At 35.7% G+C, this 16,615-nt stretch carries 12 protein-coding genes and 1 tRNA gene; 9 read left to right on the forward strand and 4 right to left on the reverse strand.

The annotated features are described in order from the left end of the window. A partial coding sequence (locus tag HMPREF3031_RS13355) for an LPXTG cell wall anchor domain-containing protein (RefSeq protein ID WP_180364344.1) occupies positions 1 to 1,040 on the forward strand: 1,040 nt, incomplete at its 5' end. Between the two features lie 283 nt (positions 1,041 to 1,323). Here the strand turns inward: HMPREF3031_RS13355 and HMPREF3031_RS10750 are convergent. Then, a tRNA-Ser gene (locus HMPREF3031_RS10750) sits at positions 1,324 to 1,413 on the reverse strand. A gap of 369 nt (positions 1,414 to 1,782) precedes the next feature. Between HMPREF3031_RS10750 and HMPREF3031_RS10755 the strand changes: the two genes are divergently transcribed. Further along, on the forward strand, positions 1,783 to 2,616 hold the full coding sequence (locus HMPREF3031_RS10755) for a helix-turn-helix domain-containing protein (protein WP_002480021.1): 834 nt from the start codon (positions 1,783 to 1,785) through the stop codon (positions 2,614 to 2,616). A 155-nt stretch (positions 2,617 to 2,771) separates the two neighbouring features. After that, positions 2,772 to 3,884, forward strand: a complete 1,113-nt coding sequence (locus HMPREF3031_RS10760; protein WP_002480020.1) for a hypothetical protein — start codon at positions 2,772 to 2,774, stop codon at positions 3,882 to 3,884. A gap of 89 nt (positions 3,885 to 3,973) precedes the next feature. On the opposite strand, the gene HMPREF3031_RS10765 is transcribed toward HMPREF3031_RS10760, so the two are convergent. After that, positions 3,974 to 5,260 (reverse strand): YhgE/Pip domain-containing protein, encoded by a 1,287-nt coding sequence (locus tag HMPREF3031_RS10765; RefSeq protein ID WP_002480019.1) that lies wholly within the window; start codon positions 5,258 to 5,260, stop codon positions 3,974 to 3,976. A 163-nt stretch (positions 5,261 to 5,423) separates the two neighbouring features. Here HMPREF3031_RS10765 and HMPREF3031_RS10770 point away from each other — a divergent pair, with 163 nt between their 5' ends. Further along, positions 5,424 to 6,023, forward strand: coding sequence for a TetR/AcrR family transcriptional regulator (locus HMPREF3031_RS10770; protein WP_002480018.1), 600 nt, complete (start codon positions 5,424 to 5,426; stop codon positions 6,021 to 6,023). A gap of 522 nt (positions 6,024 to 6,545) precedes the next feature. Here HMPREF3031_RS10770 and HMPREF3031_RS10775 read toward each other — a convergent pair. Continuing rightward, positions 6,546 to 7,652 carry a DsrE/DsrF/DrsH-like family protein gene (locus tag HMPREF3031_RS10775; RefSeq protein WP_002480017.1) on the reverse strand — a complete coding sequence of 369 codons (1,107 nt, stop codon included), beginning with the start codon at positions 7,650 to 7,652 and terminating at the stop codon, positions 6,546 to 6,548. Between the two features lie 183 nt (positions 7,653 to 7,835). Between HMPREF3031_RS10775 and HMPREF3031_RS10780 the strand changes: the two genes are divergently transcribed. The 3 genes from HMPREF3031_RS10780 to HMPREF3031_RS10790 all read left to right on the forward strand — a co-directional run bounded on the left by HMPREF3031_RS10780 (position 7,836) and on the right by HMPREF3031_RS10790 (position 12,229). Next, positions 7,836 to 8,291 carry a MarR family winged helix-turn-helix transcriptional regulator gene (locus tag HMPREF3031_RS10780; protein ID WP_070724923.1) on the forward strand — a complete coding sequence of 152 codons (456 nt, stop codon included), beginning with the start codon at positions 7,836 to 7,838 and terminating at the stop codon, positions 8,289 to 8,291. Between the two features lie 160 nt (positions 8,292 to 8,451). Further along, positions 8,452 to 10,095: an alpha-keto acid decarboxylase family protein gene (locus HMPREF3031_RS10785; protein ID WP_002480015.1), complete on the forward strand. Its 1,644-nt coding sequence runs from the start codon at positions 8,452 to 8,454 to the stop codon at positions 10,093 to 10,095. Positions 10,096 to 10,612: 517 nt separating this feature from the next. Further along, on the forward strand, positions 10,613 to 12,229 hold the full coding sequence (locus HMPREF3031_RS10790; RefSeq protein WP_031262674.1) for a BCCT family transporter: 1,617 nt from the start codon (positions 10,613 to 10,615) through the stop codon (positions 12,227 to 12,229). 126 nt (positions 12,230 to 12,355) lie between these two features. On the opposite strand, the gene HMPREF3031_RS10795 is transcribed toward HMPREF3031_RS10790, so the two are convergent. After that, the gene (locus HMPREF3031_RS10795) at positions 12,356 to 12,910 is read right to left on the reverse strand and encodes a choline uptake/conversion transcriptional regulator CudC (RefSeq protein ID WP_002480012.1); all 555 of its coding nucleotides are present in this window, start codon (positions 12,908 to 12,910) and stop codon (positions 12,356 to 12,358) included. Between the two features lie 224 nt (positions 12,911 to 13,134). Between HMPREF3031_RS10795 and betB the strand changes: the two genes are divergently transcribed. Both betB and betA read left to right on the forward strand, forming a co-directional pair. After that, positions 13,135 to 14,625, forward strand: coding sequence for a betaine-aldehyde dehydrogenase (gene betB, locus HMPREF3031_RS10800; RefSeq protein ID WP_037556091.1), 1,491 nt, complete (start codon positions 13,135 to 13,137; stop codon positions 14,623 to 14,625). Between the two features lie 119 nt (positions 14,626 to 14,744). Beyond that, positions 14,745 to 16,433 (forward strand): choline dehydrogenase, encoded by a 1,689-nt coding sequence (gene betA, locus HMPREF3031_RS10805; protein WP_002480010.1) that lies wholly within the window; start codon positions 14,745 to 14,747, stop codon positions 16,431 to 16,433. The last annotated feature ends 182 nt before the right edge of the window (positions 16,434 to 16,615 follow it).

Consider the following 16,615-nt stretch of genomic DNA (forward strand, 5'->3'; position numbering starts at 1 on the left):
TAATCACACCACAAGAACAAACATTACTAAAATCTGCACAAGAAGAAGCGCAAACATTAAAAACATCAGCAGAGAGAAAAGTAAACGTATTACCAAGTGAACTAAAAGGCAATTTACCAGCGTTATTAGCACAACTGCAAGGTATCGACATCCCAGAAATCAATGACGCTAATGCGAATGGTACAAATGACATCCAAGATCAATGGTTAAATGAAGCAGAAGCAGCGTTGAAGGAAGCAATATCAACAAATAATGCAGCACATATTGAACTTGAAAAAGTACTTTCAGATCATCGTGTACAGACAGAAGAACAAGAAGCATTAGCGATTGTTCAAGAAAAAGTAAAGACAACAAAAGAATTAGCACAATCAGCAATAGCTCAGTTACCAAGTGAATTAAAAGGCAACTTGATTTCAGAGTTAAACAACATAGAAAATATTGAAATTCCAGCAGTAACTGAAGATAAATCTACAACTTCTCTTGAAACAATTTCAAATGAAGTAGTATCGGAAAAGCCTGTTACAACAACTACACAACAAGAAGAAATACACCTAGAAAATGCAGATGAAATTTCTCTTAACCAGATGGTTTCTGAAACAACTTCATCAGTTGATTTGAATACTGAGAGTGAAGTTAAACAAGAAGTCAAAACAGAAGATACAAATAAACAACAAGAGCATACAACAGAAGAGAAAGCATCATCTGAAAGCGCGTCTATAGAGGTAGAACATCAAACCGAAATAACACAAAAACATCAGACGTCTAAAGATAACAATGCTTCTGATGAATCAACAAATGAACATCAAGATACTACTCGAACTTCTGATAGACATATGTATCAAAACGATGAAGAGCGTTCATCACAAACATCAAACAACCCAACAACTAGAACTACACATCCAGAACAAACAGTTTCTTCTAAACAACAAAAAGCTTTACCAAATACAGGTCAGTCACAATCTAGCAGCATCATTGTAGGCGGGTTAGCCGCATTGATCGGCGCCGCATTCTTAGTAAGCAGTCGTCGTAGAAAAAATTAATATGTAAACGAAAGTCGTACTCGTAGGGAGTGCGGCTTTTTTGATATCGTATTATTGTTAATATCTTAATATCAGCTATATCTTTACCGTTTCGTCTAAATACTCGTAATAAGTGAGACAAAGTAGTCTCGCCATAAAAAGAACCCCATTCTAAGATGATAGAGTGGGGTTTAGTGATGTAGTCTAATATTTGTTAAGCGTATGATAATAACTTAGTGAAATTTTTACGTTAAGTTAATAAAAAAGGATGAGACACCGTTTAGTATCTCATCCTTTATCGTAGCGGAGAAAGAGGGATTCGAACCCCCGCGAGCCGTTAAGCCCCTGTCGGTTTTCAAGACCGATCCCTTCAGCCGGACTTGTGTATTTCTCCATAGCTTTTTAACACAAGATTTATTATATAGGAGAATGTGTAACGCGTCAATAATTTTTTTAATGAAATCCACAGAAATCATAAAGTAATTTTACATATACTTAAAGAATGGACTAAAGGCTTTCTGGTTGAATAAAACAGATAAAAATATAACATTTTAGCATAAAAACTTACAATAAAGCATTCAATTTTCTGAACATTTAGTTTATTATAAATAGGTGTAGTCTTATTTTGGATAATTTCATCAGTTATGAAATGTATCTACCTCAATCATCACTTCTTTTACACTTCTATTTTACTGCTTGCTTTTCTATGGATATTTAGAAGAACTCATTCACATTATCATTTTATTTTATTAGGGGGATATTTTTGGATTACAGTTACAATATTTTTCAAGGTTGGTCTTGTATAAAAGATAATTCGAAAAGCGAGGAGTACGTTAATATTTATTTAGTTTTATCAGGTACAGTCTTCGTTAAAAAAGGGGCACAGCACTTTACCTATAAAACAGGAGATCTTTTTGTTCAAAAACCACATTTCACAAATATGGAAGTGGAGATTAAAGAAGGGAAAGTTGTCTGTTTATCAATTCATTATGTGTATTTTAAGCCAGCCTGTTTAAAAGAAATCAATCATGTTGAAAGCAATTTTGAAATCCACCATATCATTAAAAATGATTATATCCAGGCTTTACGTTATGTATGTGAAACAAATTTTGTGAAAGCGAATGCGACCATTGTGCGACTGGTAAGATACTTACGTGTTTACTTGGAAAACTTCGACATCTACTTATTCAATATGACTAATAATCCGACAATCAACCACATTATTGAGTACATTAATCACCATTCAGATGAAGCGTTAAAGTTAACAACTATCGCTGAAAGTTTTGATTTAAATATCAGTTATTTATCACGTGTATTTAAAGATGCAGCACGTGTTAACTACAATGATTACGTACAACAAGTGAAAATCTTTAACGTGGCAGAATATCTATTAATTAATGGTGAAGATAATCAAAAAACCAAAGAAGTTTGGAAAAGATATTCATACTCTAGTAAACGTTCTTTCCTCAACAATTTTAAGAAACAATTTAATATGGTGCCCATGGAGTATGTGGCTCGGTCTCAAAAAAGACGCATTAAAAATAATGAACGTTCTCAAAAAGTGTATGATGAAGTTTTGAAATTCATGAATGGCTGATTCTTATAAAGCGTGTACTCCTGTACCGCTTTTTTATTTTGAGTGACGCAAATCTAAATTAGTATTCAATCTAATAAAATCTTAATCTTATTTTGCGACTGATAGGGTATAAGTTACTAACTTAGTGTATAAATCAAACCTATGGGGGAATTAACATGAAAATCAATATCGCAGATGCTTTAACTAAAAGATTGGGCAAGTTAGAAGGTAACTTTAAACACTACGCAGATGATATGGCGTATTTAACTTTAGTGTCAGGTATAGATAAGTCATTAAAAGATTTATTAGGAATTCAAGTTTTGCGTCAAGCACAGTCAGAAACTGTCGCTAGAGAGATGTCACGTTTAGATTTAGCAATTCTAGATCAAAATGAAATGACAGATATGGTAAAACTAAGAACGGTTTATGTACATGATTTTGAACCAAGCGCTAGCGGCCAAGCAGGTCATGCGGTATCAACAATTCAACGTGATTTTACTGAACATTTAAAGAAAATGACAAACCCGCCTAAATCTTGGGTTTACAATGTTTCTGACCAAACAAAATTCCATTATGCGGCAGTCTATATCGATGTAAAAACCAAGAAAGACTTTGAATTACCAGAAACTAAAAGCGCATTTTTAAAACAATATCCAGAGTTGAAAGATGCTGATTTAATTTATAAAAGTATTCAAAATCATCAACAAGAACGTGATCATTCTATTGAAGAAATTGTAGAAGAACCTATACAAACTAACGTAATAGAACCTGCGTTAACAGAACATACTGATTTACAATCTCGTCAAAGTGATGTTCAAGCTATCTATAAAGGTGAATATAAAGACTTCCAAGTAACCGTTTATTTACAGGTCTTAGAATTGGGTTACCATCTAGATGAAGAGCAAAATGAAGAATTAGAAACAACACTCACTACAGATGACAAAGGCGAAGTCATCGCAGTAGGAGAACTAGAAGAAGAATTCACTGCAGTAAAAGAAGAACCAACAAAGGCAGATAAAGCGTCTTCAGAAAATGAATCTTCTGGAGATGACAAGTCCGCACCAGAGTCATCTGAAGAGAAAGAAGAGAAACAAGAAGATAAAGAAAAAGTAGAATCAAAAGACAAGAAAGACAAAGATAAAAAAGGAAAAGGTAAGAAAGACGACAAAGACAACAAAGATAAGAAATCTAAGAAGAAAGGTAAAAAGAAAGACGATAAAAAAGAAGATTCAAAAGACAAGAAGAAAAAGGATAAAAAGAAAAAAGACAAAAAGAAGAAAAAGAAATAATGTTGTTTAAATAAGGTAAGATATGAAAATCCACCTTCAAAGCCAAGCGTGTTTGAAGGTGGATTGATTTTTGTATTTGAGAATAATCTTTAAGCTGGGATTTCAGCTTTTTTATCTGAATGTTTACGTACAAACGCAGCTACAATCACTGAAATAATACCGAAAGTCATAAAGCCGATGAACATCCATACGGTAGTGTTAAGTTCAATAGGATGATGCATATAAATAATTTGTCTTAAGGTTGTCGCATAGTTAGAGAATGGATTCCAACCTGCGATATAGTCGCGATAAAATTTAGGCAACATTTCTTTTGGCGTAGTGACCAATTGCATACTGAAGAACATCAATAAGAAGAAAATTGGTACGCTCTTCATGCCTAACCAAGTCATTGTACCTAAAATCAAACCGATGAAACCTAAGAATGCTAACATCACAAAGCATGCGACACGGTTTGGATGGTCAAAGTGGAAACCTTGAACGCCTGACATAAAGTAAATGTATCCAAAGCTTCCGATAAACGCTGTGAGGACAGCCACAACAATTTGACTCAATGCCGCAATAACACGCTGACTACGTTGAATTAAATGACTAGTTCTAAACGCAAAGAATAATAAAATTGAGCTGACAATAGATCCCATCCAAACTGGCATAAACATTAAGAATGGCGCATTACCATTGGCTTGGTGATCTTTCACCTTATCAACAGACACTGCTTTGGTTTCAACAGGTTGAATTAAACTTTCAATCTCTTTAGCTGGAATAGAGACATTTTGTTTATTTAGAATGTTTAAGCCTTGTTTCATGACTTTTTGGTTTAAATTCGTGCTGATCCCATTAAAAACTTTGTTTGCTATTTGAGAGCCTTGTAAACCAGAACCTTCACTTACAATTGTTTTTAAATGTGCAGCTTGTGGTTTTACTTGTTCTAATCCAGATTGTTTCATTTTTTCCGCCATTTGCTGTGCAACTTGTGGTGGAATCTCTCCAGATTTTACTTTGTCTTCCATTTCTTGTTGTTTTGCTTTCATAACAGTTGCTTGTGTTTTGCTTAAGGCGTGTTTTGAGAAATCCTTTTCTAAGACAATGATTCCGTAATATTTTTGGTTGAATAATCCTGATCTAGCTTTATCCTCACTGGATACAGCTTTCCATTGAATGGCCTCTGATTTATTTTTTAGTAAATGGTCTTCTAAATTTTTGCCGATATTAATAGATTTACTTTGAATAGATGTGCCCTCATCTAAATTCACAATCGCTAGTGGCAAGTCTTTTGGTTTTGAGTTATATGCTGGATAGAATGCGACTGATAATAACATCATAATTAAAACTAATACGATAGGCGCAATCCAAAGTAGTTTATTTTTTAAAATGTTCATTTTTTTCACTCCTTATGATTTATTGAACATAGTGTTGATTTATCATTACTTTGATTATTATAATTGGTAATGAAATAGATGCAATGACCAATTTAATGCATTGTGTTCGTTAATCAACACATTGTTGATAATTGTTCATTAAAGAATAAGGAAGTGTTCATTTATGGCTGTAGACCGACGTGTTCGTAAAACACAAAGCGCGATTAAAAAGGCTTTTATTCAATTACTTAAACAAAAAGACTTAGATCATATTACTATTCATGACATTACAGAAGCCGCAGATATTAATAGAGGAACTTTTTATCTGCATTATGAAGATAAATATGATTTATTAGAAAAGATGGAAGATGAATATGCGAATGTGCTTTATGATAAAACACGTATTTTTGAAAGTATGAAAACAATTGAATCTATTGATAAGTTCTATGAAGTCTTTTCTAATCAAGTGTTAAGAAGTGTGATCACTCATGTTTATAATAATTTAGAGTTTTATCAAGTTATTTTAACAATAGAAAGACAAAGTCAAATAGAGGAACGAATCTCTGAAATGATTTTAGAGAACATGAAATTACGAATGAATCCAAAAGGAGATATAGCTGGTATTCCTGTGATGTATTTCCATAGTTATGTCAGTGGATCAATGTTGAGTGTGATTAAATATTGGGTTCAAGACGAACAGCGTGTGGATATAGATACATTAATTCAATATATTTCTAAGATTGTATTTAATGGGCCATTGCGATTATTAGCTACTGATCAATAGCATGATGTATTGTATGGAATCTTGTTTTAGATGAACCGCAATTTAATTGAAAGTGGGCTATAAATTTGGTAAGCTTTAGTTGTATTAAAATAGCCCTCAGTCTTACAGGACTGAAGGCTAGAGTAAAGGCTCACAACGCACAATTGTGATTACCAAACGAACCGAATGAGAGACTAGTTATGTTGCTGCATAGCTAGTCTTTTTTGTCGTTCTTGCTGATAATAAACTTGATGGCTGTTGCTAAAAGTGTCACTTGCACAATTGAAGAAAAGTTAATCGTGAGTTCATGGATTATAATGTCCATCCATATCACCTCACTTTCTTGCAGTTCAAGGCACGTGAGGTACTCACAATATAGTAGAACGACCTTTACTCATGAATTAAGTTTAGCATTTTACGAACGCGTTTTCAAAGAAAAAGCGAACAAATGTTCGATTAATTTTTGAAGAGTAAGAAGGATATTTAAAGATGATGTAAAAAATCCTCTGCCTTAATTTGAAGACAGAGGATTATCTATATGCTTTAGATAAATAAATTATGTTTGGCGTGTTCTGTATCGCCGATATATGTGCCAACACCGCCGATTTGGACATCATCACGCAATTCTTCACGTTTGATACCCATGACATCCATACTCATAGTACATGCGATTAGTTTTATATCATTTTCGATTGCTTTATCGATTAAAGCAGGTAATGAATCGACGTTCTTTTGTTTCATTAAGAGTTTCATCATAAAGCGTCCTAAACCGAACATATTCATTTTAGATAACGGCATACTTTCTGGACCTTTTGGCAACATGAAATCAAAGAGTTTTTCTAATCCTTTTTTCTGCACTTTAGGCGCATCTGTACGTTTTAATGCGTTCAATCCCCAGAAAGTAAAGAAGATAGAAACCTCACGACCTGCTGCACGTGCGCCATTCGCAATGATTAAAGCAGCTAAAGCTTTATCAAGTTCACCGCTGAATAAGACAATCGTTGTGCCATTATTTGATTTGTGGACAGACATAGCTTGATCAGAAGCTTCACCTTTTTCGATGATAGCTGTGACTTTTGAATCATCTGTTTTTAAATCAATTAAGTGATGACCCGTTTGTTTTGCCCAACTTTGTATATCACTCGCAAAGCCTAAATCCGTAACAATCACTTCAACTTGTTCGCCAGGTTGTATTTGTTTGATGGCTTGGCTTAAATTCACGATAGGACCTGGACATTGTAAACCACTGTAGTTTAATTGTTTGCGTTCTGGTTTAATTGTTTTCTCAGAGGCAGTGACTTCGGTCTGCTCCTGCTTACTTGCAGTTTGATGTTGTGCTTGTGCTTCTTGTTGAGAAAGATATGCTTCATAACCGCCGTTTAAATTAATCACATCAAAACCGCTGTCACTTAACATTTGGCTGGCTTGTTGACTGCGTCCGCCTTTTTGACAATAAATGTAATACGTTTTGCCTTGGTCTAATGGAAATTTCGTATTTAACGTTGAAAGTGGATAATTTAACGCATCTTCAATATGACCAGCTTCATATTCATCAGCTTCTCTTACATCAATTAGTTGATCTTGTGCCCCCATAGCTTGTAAGTCTTCGTCAGTTAAGTCTGTGATTTGAACAGTTTTAAATCGAACCATTCGATCATCTCCCTTTTGTTCTATATTGATGTCATTGTACAAAGAATAAAGACAAATTGCACAAGTTTCTATTTGATTGAACTAAGCTTAAAAGAAAAATCAGTGCTTTAGGTCTGTTATAAGACTTGCTATAATAAAGTTAATTATCAGAAAACAACATTTTGAAATAAAGGACTGTGAACCATGACTGCACATAATAACGACTATGATCACCTCTTGTTCTATTTTGCCTATAAAACATTTATTCATACTGCAGATGAAATTATTGAGAAGAAAGGAATGCGCCGCCAACACCATCGCTTCTTATTCTTTATCGATAAAGTGCCTGGGATTACCATCAGAGATTTACTAAGAAGTATGGAACTCTCTAAACAAGGCAGTCATCAAACGTTGAAAAAATTAAAAGATGAAGGTTTAGTTGTCGAAAGAAAATCTAAAATAGATGGCAGAGTCAAAGAACTCTTTGCGACTGATAAAGGTCATGCATTGGTTACAGAAATCAATAAAGCACAAAATGATTTACTTCAAAGTATTAAAGCTGAAGTCGGAAATGATTGGAATGCGATGATGGAAGAACTAGCAAGTAAACGTCCAGGATTCCAAGAAGTAAAATATTTAAAAGGGGAGTTCAAGGAATAACCTTGAATACGCTCTCTGTAGAGTGCCGTCTTGAAACATTCAAGGCGGTATTTTTTTATATGGTTGCAGATATTTCAGTTAAGTCAACTTACTTGACCTAATATATATGGAAGCGTTATCCTAGAATTGTACAAGAGAAAGAGAAAAAGGTGGAATGAATATGAATAAACGTGTTGGAGAGTATTTAATGGACTGCCTGAGTACTGCAGGCGTAGATAAAGTATTTGGTGTACCTGGAGATTTCAACTTAGCTTTCTTAGATGATATTATTAGCCGTGATGATATTGAATGGATTGGTAATACAAATGAATTAAACGCAAGTTATGCGGCAGACGGTTATGCACGCATGAATGGTTTAAGCGCAATGGTGACTACATTTGGTGTAGGTGAATTATCAGCGGTCAATGGTATCGCAGGTTCTTATGCAGAACGTATTCCAGTAGTTGCAATTACAGGCGCACCGACACGCAGTGTAGAACAAGCAGGTAAATATGTTCACCACTCACTTGGGGAAGGTGAATTCGATAACTACCGCAAAATGTTCAAAGAAATTACAACAGCACAAGGTTATATCACACCTGAAAATGCACAAGAAGAAATTCCGCGTCTAATCGATGAAGCATTAGCCGAGAAAAGACCGGTACATTTACACTTACCGATTGATGTCGCAATGACAGAAATTGAAGTGAAAGATGCTTATCAATTACCAGAATTTAAAGCACAAGATGTCTCAAACTATATTGAGATGGTTAAAAATAAATTAAACAGTGCGTCTCAACCTGTAATTATTGCAGGACATGAAATCAATAGTTTCAAACTGCATGACAAACTAGAACAATTTGTAAATCAAACACACATTCCAGTTGCGCAATTGTCATTAGGTAAAGGTGCCTTCAATGAAGAAAATCCTTACTATATGGGTATTTATGACGGCTCAATCGCAGAAGAAAATATTAGAAATTATGTTGATAACAGTGATGCAATTTTAAATATTGGTGCGAAATTAACAGACTCTGCCACAGCAGGTTTCTCATATGAATTTGATATTGATGATGTCGTGATGTTGAATCAACACAATTTCAAAATGAATGACACAGAAGATCAAGATGTGACATTACCAGATTTATTAGAAGGTCTGTTAGAGATGGACTATGTGAATGATGCAGATTACCCTCAATATAAACGTCCAAAAGCGCGTCAATATGAATTAACGAATGAACCACTAACACAAGAAACGTACTTCAAGATGATGCAAGACTTTATCGCACCTGATGATGTGATTCTAGCCGAACAAGGAACATCATTCTTTGGTGCATATGACTTAGCGTTATATCAAGCGAATAAGTTTATTGGTCAACCTTTATGGGGCTCAATTGGTTACACATTACCAGCAACATTAGGTACACAAATTGCTGATCCAAATCGTCGTAACTTATTATTAATCGGTGACGGTTCACTTCAATTAACAGTTCAAAGTATTTCTACAATGATTCGTGAGAAATTAAAACCAGTATTGTTTGTCATCAATAATGATGGCTATACAGTAGAGCGTAAGATTCATGGTGAAAATGAACCATATAACGACATCTTTATGTGGGACTACAAAGCCTTACCAGCAGTCTTCGGCGCTAAAGATGATGTGAAAATCCATGATGTTTCAACAAGTGAAGAGTTGAAACAAGCCTTTGAAACTATTAAAGCTTATCCAGAAATGATGCACTTTGTAGAAGTGAAAATGGCAATGCACGACGCACCGCATAAATTAGAAGCTATTGGTAAAGCTTTCGCAAAACAAAATAGCTAAAGATAATTTGAAAAATAATACACATAAAAATGAATGAAGTGATTCGCACTTTCATTTAAAATCCCTGACGTTTAAAGTCGGGGATTTTTTTTATGAGAGCTTTTGATAAATGTAATTTTAAATCACTAAAAATTGACGATTCTAGAGGATGTTTTCAGTTTTTCTAAAAAAATATTTATTCGTATAAAATGTATATTAATGCATAAAAATGGGTGGTTAAGTTCGTTCAATTCGTTAAATTTAAACTTAACATAGGGATATAAGCGATTAGGACGCTTGAATTACTAATCTGAAATATATATTTATTCATTTTCGCCAACATATTCTTCTGTATGAATTTGCATTATTATAAATAATTCGTTAATGTCTTTATGTAACATAAGAAATGGGGAGTTGGAAAAATAAAAAGAGAAGTAGAATTTGATTTTTATGTTTTCAACGACAATTAATCAATATAGTGAGTGCAAAAACATTGCAAAAAGCTAAAAAGCAAAACAAAGCTAAAAAGTCCCAAATTATGGACTGGACAACGTTTTATGGTACTGTCGCTATTTTATTAATTGCTGTCATTCCGATGATGGCATTTCCTAAAGCGAGTCAAAAAGTAATCACTGACATTAACGAAGCAGTATCCAATTCGCTAGGTGCAGTTTATTTATCACTGGGCTTAATTGTTTTAGGTTTCGTACTGTACATAGCATTTGGCAAATACGGAAACGTAACTCTGGGGAGAGCAAGTGATAAACCGGAATTCGGTAACTTTACTTGGGCAGCAATGCTGTTCTGTGCCGGTATCGGTTCAGATATTTTATACTGGGGCGTTATTGAATGGGCCTTCTATTTCCAAGTACCGCCACATGGCGAGAAAGGTATGACAGATGCTGCCTTAGAATATGCCACAATGTATGGTATGTTCCACTGGGGTCCAATTGCTTGGGCAATTTATGTTTTACCAGCTTTACCGATCGGTTACTTAGTTTTCGTGAAGAAAAAACCAGTTTATAAAATCAGTCAGGCTTGTCGACCGATTTTAAAAGGACAAACTGAAAAATTACCAGGTAAAATTGTCGATATCTTATTTATCTTCGGTTTACTTGGCGGTGCAGCTACATCACTTGGATTAGGTGTGCCAATGATTTCAGCTGGTATTGAACGTTTAACAGGTATTGATGGACAAAGTATGGTGTTACGTTCAGCGATTTTAATTACAATTACGGTTATTTTCGCAGTCAGCTCTTATACAGGACTGAAAAAAGGGATTCAACGTTTAAGTGACGTGAACGTTTGGTTGTCATTTATTCTATTAGGATTTGTCTTTATTGTAGGTCCAACTGTATTCATCATGGAAACAACAGTTACAGGCTTTGGGAATATGTTAAAGAATTTCTTCCAAATGGCTACATGGTTAGAACCATTTGGCGGTATTGATGGACGTAAGGAAACAAACTTCCCGCAACAATGGACAATTTTCTATTGGTCATGGTGGATCGTTTATGCGCCGTTTATCGGACTCTTTATCGCACGTATTTCTAAAGGTCGTACGTTAAAAGAAGTCATCTTAGGTACGATTATTTACGGTACATTAGGTTGTGTCTTATTCTTTGGTATCTTTGGTAACTATGCAGTGTATCTTCAAATTACACATCAATTCGATGTTGTATCATTCTTGAATGCACATGGTACGGAAGCAGCCATTGTTGAAGTCATTCACCAACTACCGTTCCATAATATTATTGTCGTTCTATTCTTGATTTCAGCGTTCTTATTCTTAGCAACGACGTTCGACTCAGGTTCATATATTCTTGCTTCAGCATCTCAAAAGAAAGTAATTGGTGAACCATTACGCGCGAACCGTTTATTCTGGGCATTTGCGTTATGTTTATTACCATTCTCATTAATGCTAGTCGGTGGTCAACGTGCGCTGGATGTTCTGAAGACAGCTTCAATTCTAGCCAGTGTGCCGCTCATTGTGATTTTCGTCTTTATGATGATATCGTTTATTATCACCTTATCTAGAGACCGCGTTAAATTACAATTACGTGCCGCACGATTAAGAGAAGCAGAACATCGTTCCTTGAAGATTAATCAGATTGCGGAAGAACGTGAAGAGGAACAACACGCACAAAGATCTTAACGATTTATAAGTAGAATTACTTTTAAAGATAAAAAATGAATGAAAATGAAGTAGAAATAAAAAATGGCACGCATTCCAAATCTGGAGTGCGTGCCATTTTTATATCGATAAGTTATGGAAAGTGTATTATACATCTTTCGGGTCAGGAATTGGGAAATATTTAAAGATTTCGCCAGTACGGATGGCTTCATTAATTTGAGAAAGCCATTCGTAATAGATACGAGAATGTTCGAGTTGTGCATTGACGCGTTGTGCATAGTCATAAGTTGCCTCATCGACATCATCTGATTCTAGAACGTGTTGAATAATTTGTTCTGCTTCATCAAGAGAAGCCATATTGACGTTTATTTCACGACTGAATTTCACATCGAAGAAGTGTCTGAAGAATACAAAGAAGTCTTTCTCAGCAACAAAATGTTGTTTACGACTGCCGCGTGTAAATTGTTGTTTTACTAAGTCATACTCTTGTAGACGTTTCACGCCTGTACTCATACTTGGCTTACTCATCTGCAACTTCTCGCGCATTTGATCCAAGGTCATATTATCTTCAAATACCATAGTCCCGTAAAGGTTGCCGACACTACGATTAATGCCGTACAAATCCATTGTTTCGCCAATCGCGTTAATCACTAAATCTTTAGCTTCTTCGATGGCTTGTTCATGTTGATTTGAACTTGTCATACTTAAACCTCCGTCCACTACATTTATATTCATTTTAGAGTTATTTCCCGCATTCGTCCAATGTTGAATCATGAATAGTATATCAAAGTACAGGATTATCTTTAACTTGCTATGCAGTGTGTTATATAAAAAGTGTGTTTGACACTTTCTCTTTATTCATGCTAACATAAACTTTGTAAAATTCGTTAAATAAAAATTTAACAAAGTTAACGGGGGTCTAAATGATGGAACTTGTAAAGCGTTTATCTCACCAACAATACATTGATGGTGAGTGGATAGACAGTGCGAACCAAGCCACACGTGAAATAATCAATCCTTATAATCAAGAAGTTATATTCGAAGTATCAGAAGCAGCAGCTGAAGATGCAGAACGTGCAGTAAAAGCAGCAAGACGTGCTTTTGATCAAGGTGACTATGCGAATGAAACAAGTGAAGTCAAAGGACAAAAAGTCAGAGCAATTGCTGACAAGATTAAAGAAAATCGTGAAGAACTTGCGAAACTAGAAACGTTAGATACTGGTAAAACGTACGAAGAATCACTTGCAGATATGGATGACATCCATAACGTCTTTATGTATTTTGCGGGGTTAGCTGATAAAGACGGCGGTGAAATGATTAATTCACCAATTCCAGGTACAGAAAGTAAAGTTGTGAAAGAACCAGTCGGTGTGGTTACACAAATTACACCTTGGAACTATCCTTTACTACAAGCATCATGGAAAATTGCGCCAGCCTTAGCTACAGGTTGTTCATTAGTGATGAAACCTAGTGAAATCACACCATTGACAACTATTCGTGTATTCGAATTGATGGAAGAAGTCGGTTTCCCTAAAGGTGTTATTAATTTAGTATTAGGTGCCGGTTCAGTTGTAGGTGATGTTTTATCAGGTTCACCAGAAGTAGACTTAGTGTCATTTACAGGTGGTATCCAAACTGGTAAACACATTATGAAACAAGCAGCAAATCATGTGACAAATGTCGCATTAGAACTTGGCGGTAAAAATCCTAACGTCATTTTTGAAGATGCTGACTTTGATTTAGCAGTTGATCAAGCGCTAAACGGCGGCTATTTCCATGCAGGTCAAGTATGTTCAGCAGGTTCACGTATCATTGTTCAAAACTCAATTAAAGATAAGTTCGAAGAAGCGTTGATTAAACGCGTGAAAAATATTCGTCTTGGTAATGGGTTTGATGAAGATACTGAAGTGGGTCCATTAATCTCAGCGGAACATTTAGCAAAAGTTGAAGGTTATATGGATGTTGCGAAAGAAGAAGGCGCAACGATTGCGACAGGCGGTAAACGTCCTGATCGTGATGACTTGAAAGATGGCTTCTTCTTTGAACCGACAGTGATTACAGATTGTGATACGTCAATGCGTATCGTACAAGAAGAAGTATTCGGACCTGTTGTGACAGTTGAAGGGTTTGAAGATGAAGCGGATGCGATTCGTTTAGCGAACGATTCAATTTATGGTTTAGCAGGTGCAGTGTTCTCTAAAGACATCGGCAAAGCGCAACGTGTCGCAAGCCGATTACGTATGGGTACAGTTTGGATTAATGATTTCCATCCTTACTTCGCACAAGCACCTTGGGGCGGCTATAAACAATCAGGTATCGGTCGTGAATTAGGTAAAGAAGGTTTAGAAGAGTACTTAGTTTCTAAACACATTTTAACGAACTATCATCCAGAACCAGTGAATTGGTTTAAAGGCTAATGTATTTTAAATAAAGCGAGAATACAGGTGAAATAATTTTCGCCTCTCTGTTCTCGCTCTCTTTTTGGACAAATTAAGATAAATCGAGCATAACCATTTTCTATAGGAGGAAGACATAAATGAGTAAATCTTATGATTATGATTATATTATTATCGGCGGGGGCAGTGCCGGTTCAGTTTTAGGTAATCGTTTAAGTGTAGACAAGAACAATGAGGTATTAGTATTAGAAGCAGGACGCAGCGACTATTTCTGGGATTTATTTATTCAAATGCCAGCAGCATTAATGTATCCATCAGGAAATCGTTTCTACGACTGGATTTATGCGACAAACAACGAACCACATATGGGCGGTCGCCAAGTTGCACACGCACGCGGTAAGGTATTAGGCGGTTCAAGTTCAATCAACGGTATGATTTATCAGCGTGGTAACCCGATGGACTATGAAAAATGGGGTTCACCAAAAGGTATGGAAACTTGGGATTACGCACATTGCTTACCATACTTCAAACGTTTAGAAACAACATTCGGTGCAGAACAAGATGACGAATATCGTGGTCATCATGGTCCGATTAAATTAAAACGTGGACCAGCGAAAAACCCATTATTCCAAGCGTTCTTTGATGCAGGTGTGCAAGCAGGCTACAATAAAACACCTGATGTGAACGGTTTCCGTCAAGAAGGTTTCGGACCTTTCGACAGCCAAGTTCATAATGGCCGTCGTGTATCAGCTTCACGCGCTTACTTACATCCAGTAATGAAACGTAAAAATTTACATGTTAAAACACGTGCGTTTGTGACGAAATTAAACTTTGAAGGTAATAAGGTTACAGGCGTGACATTTAAACGTAATGGTAAATTGCATACGGTTACCGCAAAAGAAGTCATCTTATCAGGTGGTGCCTTCAATACACCACAATTACTTCAATTATCAGGTATCGGTGATTCTGAACACTTGAAATCATTAGGTATTGAACCACGTATTCACTTACCTGGTGTCGGTGAAAACTTCGAAGACCACTTAGAAGTGTACATTCAACACGCAGCATCTCAACCTGTGTCAGAACAACCAAGTTTAAATCCATTAAAAATGCCATTTATCGGTTTACAATGGATCTTCAGCCGTACAGGCCCAGCTGCAACGAACCACTTTGAAGGTGGCGGATTCGTACGTTCAAACGATGATGTGAAGTATCCAAACTTGATGTTCCACTTCTTACCGTTAGCGGTACGTTATGATGGCGAGAAAGCAGAAACAAAACATGGTTTCCAAGTACACGTTGGACCAATGTATTCTAACTCTCGCGGCAGCTTGAAGATTAAATCAACAGACCCATTTGAACATCCTGACTTTGTGTTCAACTATCTTTCAACAGAAGAAGATAAACGTGAATGGGTAGAAGCTATTCGTGTTGCACGTAATATCTTATCTCAACCTGCACTTGCACCGTATAACGATGGAGAAATTTCTCCAGGACCAGAAGTTCAAACAGATGAAGAAATTTTAGATTGGGTACGCCGCGACGCTGAAACAGCATTACACCCTTCATGTAGTGCGAAAATGGGACCTGCTTCAGACCCAATGGCTGTTGTAGACCCATTAACAATGAAAGTACATGGCATGGAAAACTTACGTGTTGTTGATGCATCAGTCATGCCTACAACAACAAACGGTAATATTCATGCGCCTGTCTTAATGATTGCGGAAAAAGCTGCAGATATTATTTTAGGCAATGATCCAATGAAACCAGAATATATGGATTATTATGTACATGGTAAACATGATAAAAATGCAGGAACAGTTCAATAATTAACGTTTTAAAAGGAGTCTTCAAATAGTGGAGGACTCCTTTTTTTATATACTTTTAGAAAGTCTGTTTATTGCCATACGATGATGCAAAATTATAAATGTTTAAGTTTTGATACATAGGGATAAGAGAAACGTAACGAGGAAGTGTACAAAAGTAAATTTCATGTTAAAAATATTTATCA

The organism is Staphylococcus sp. HMSC072B07, from assembly GCF_001815505.1.
Classification (GTDB): Bacteria; Bacillota; Bacilli; order Staphylococcales; family Staphylococcaceae; genus Staphylococcus; species Staphylococcus simulans.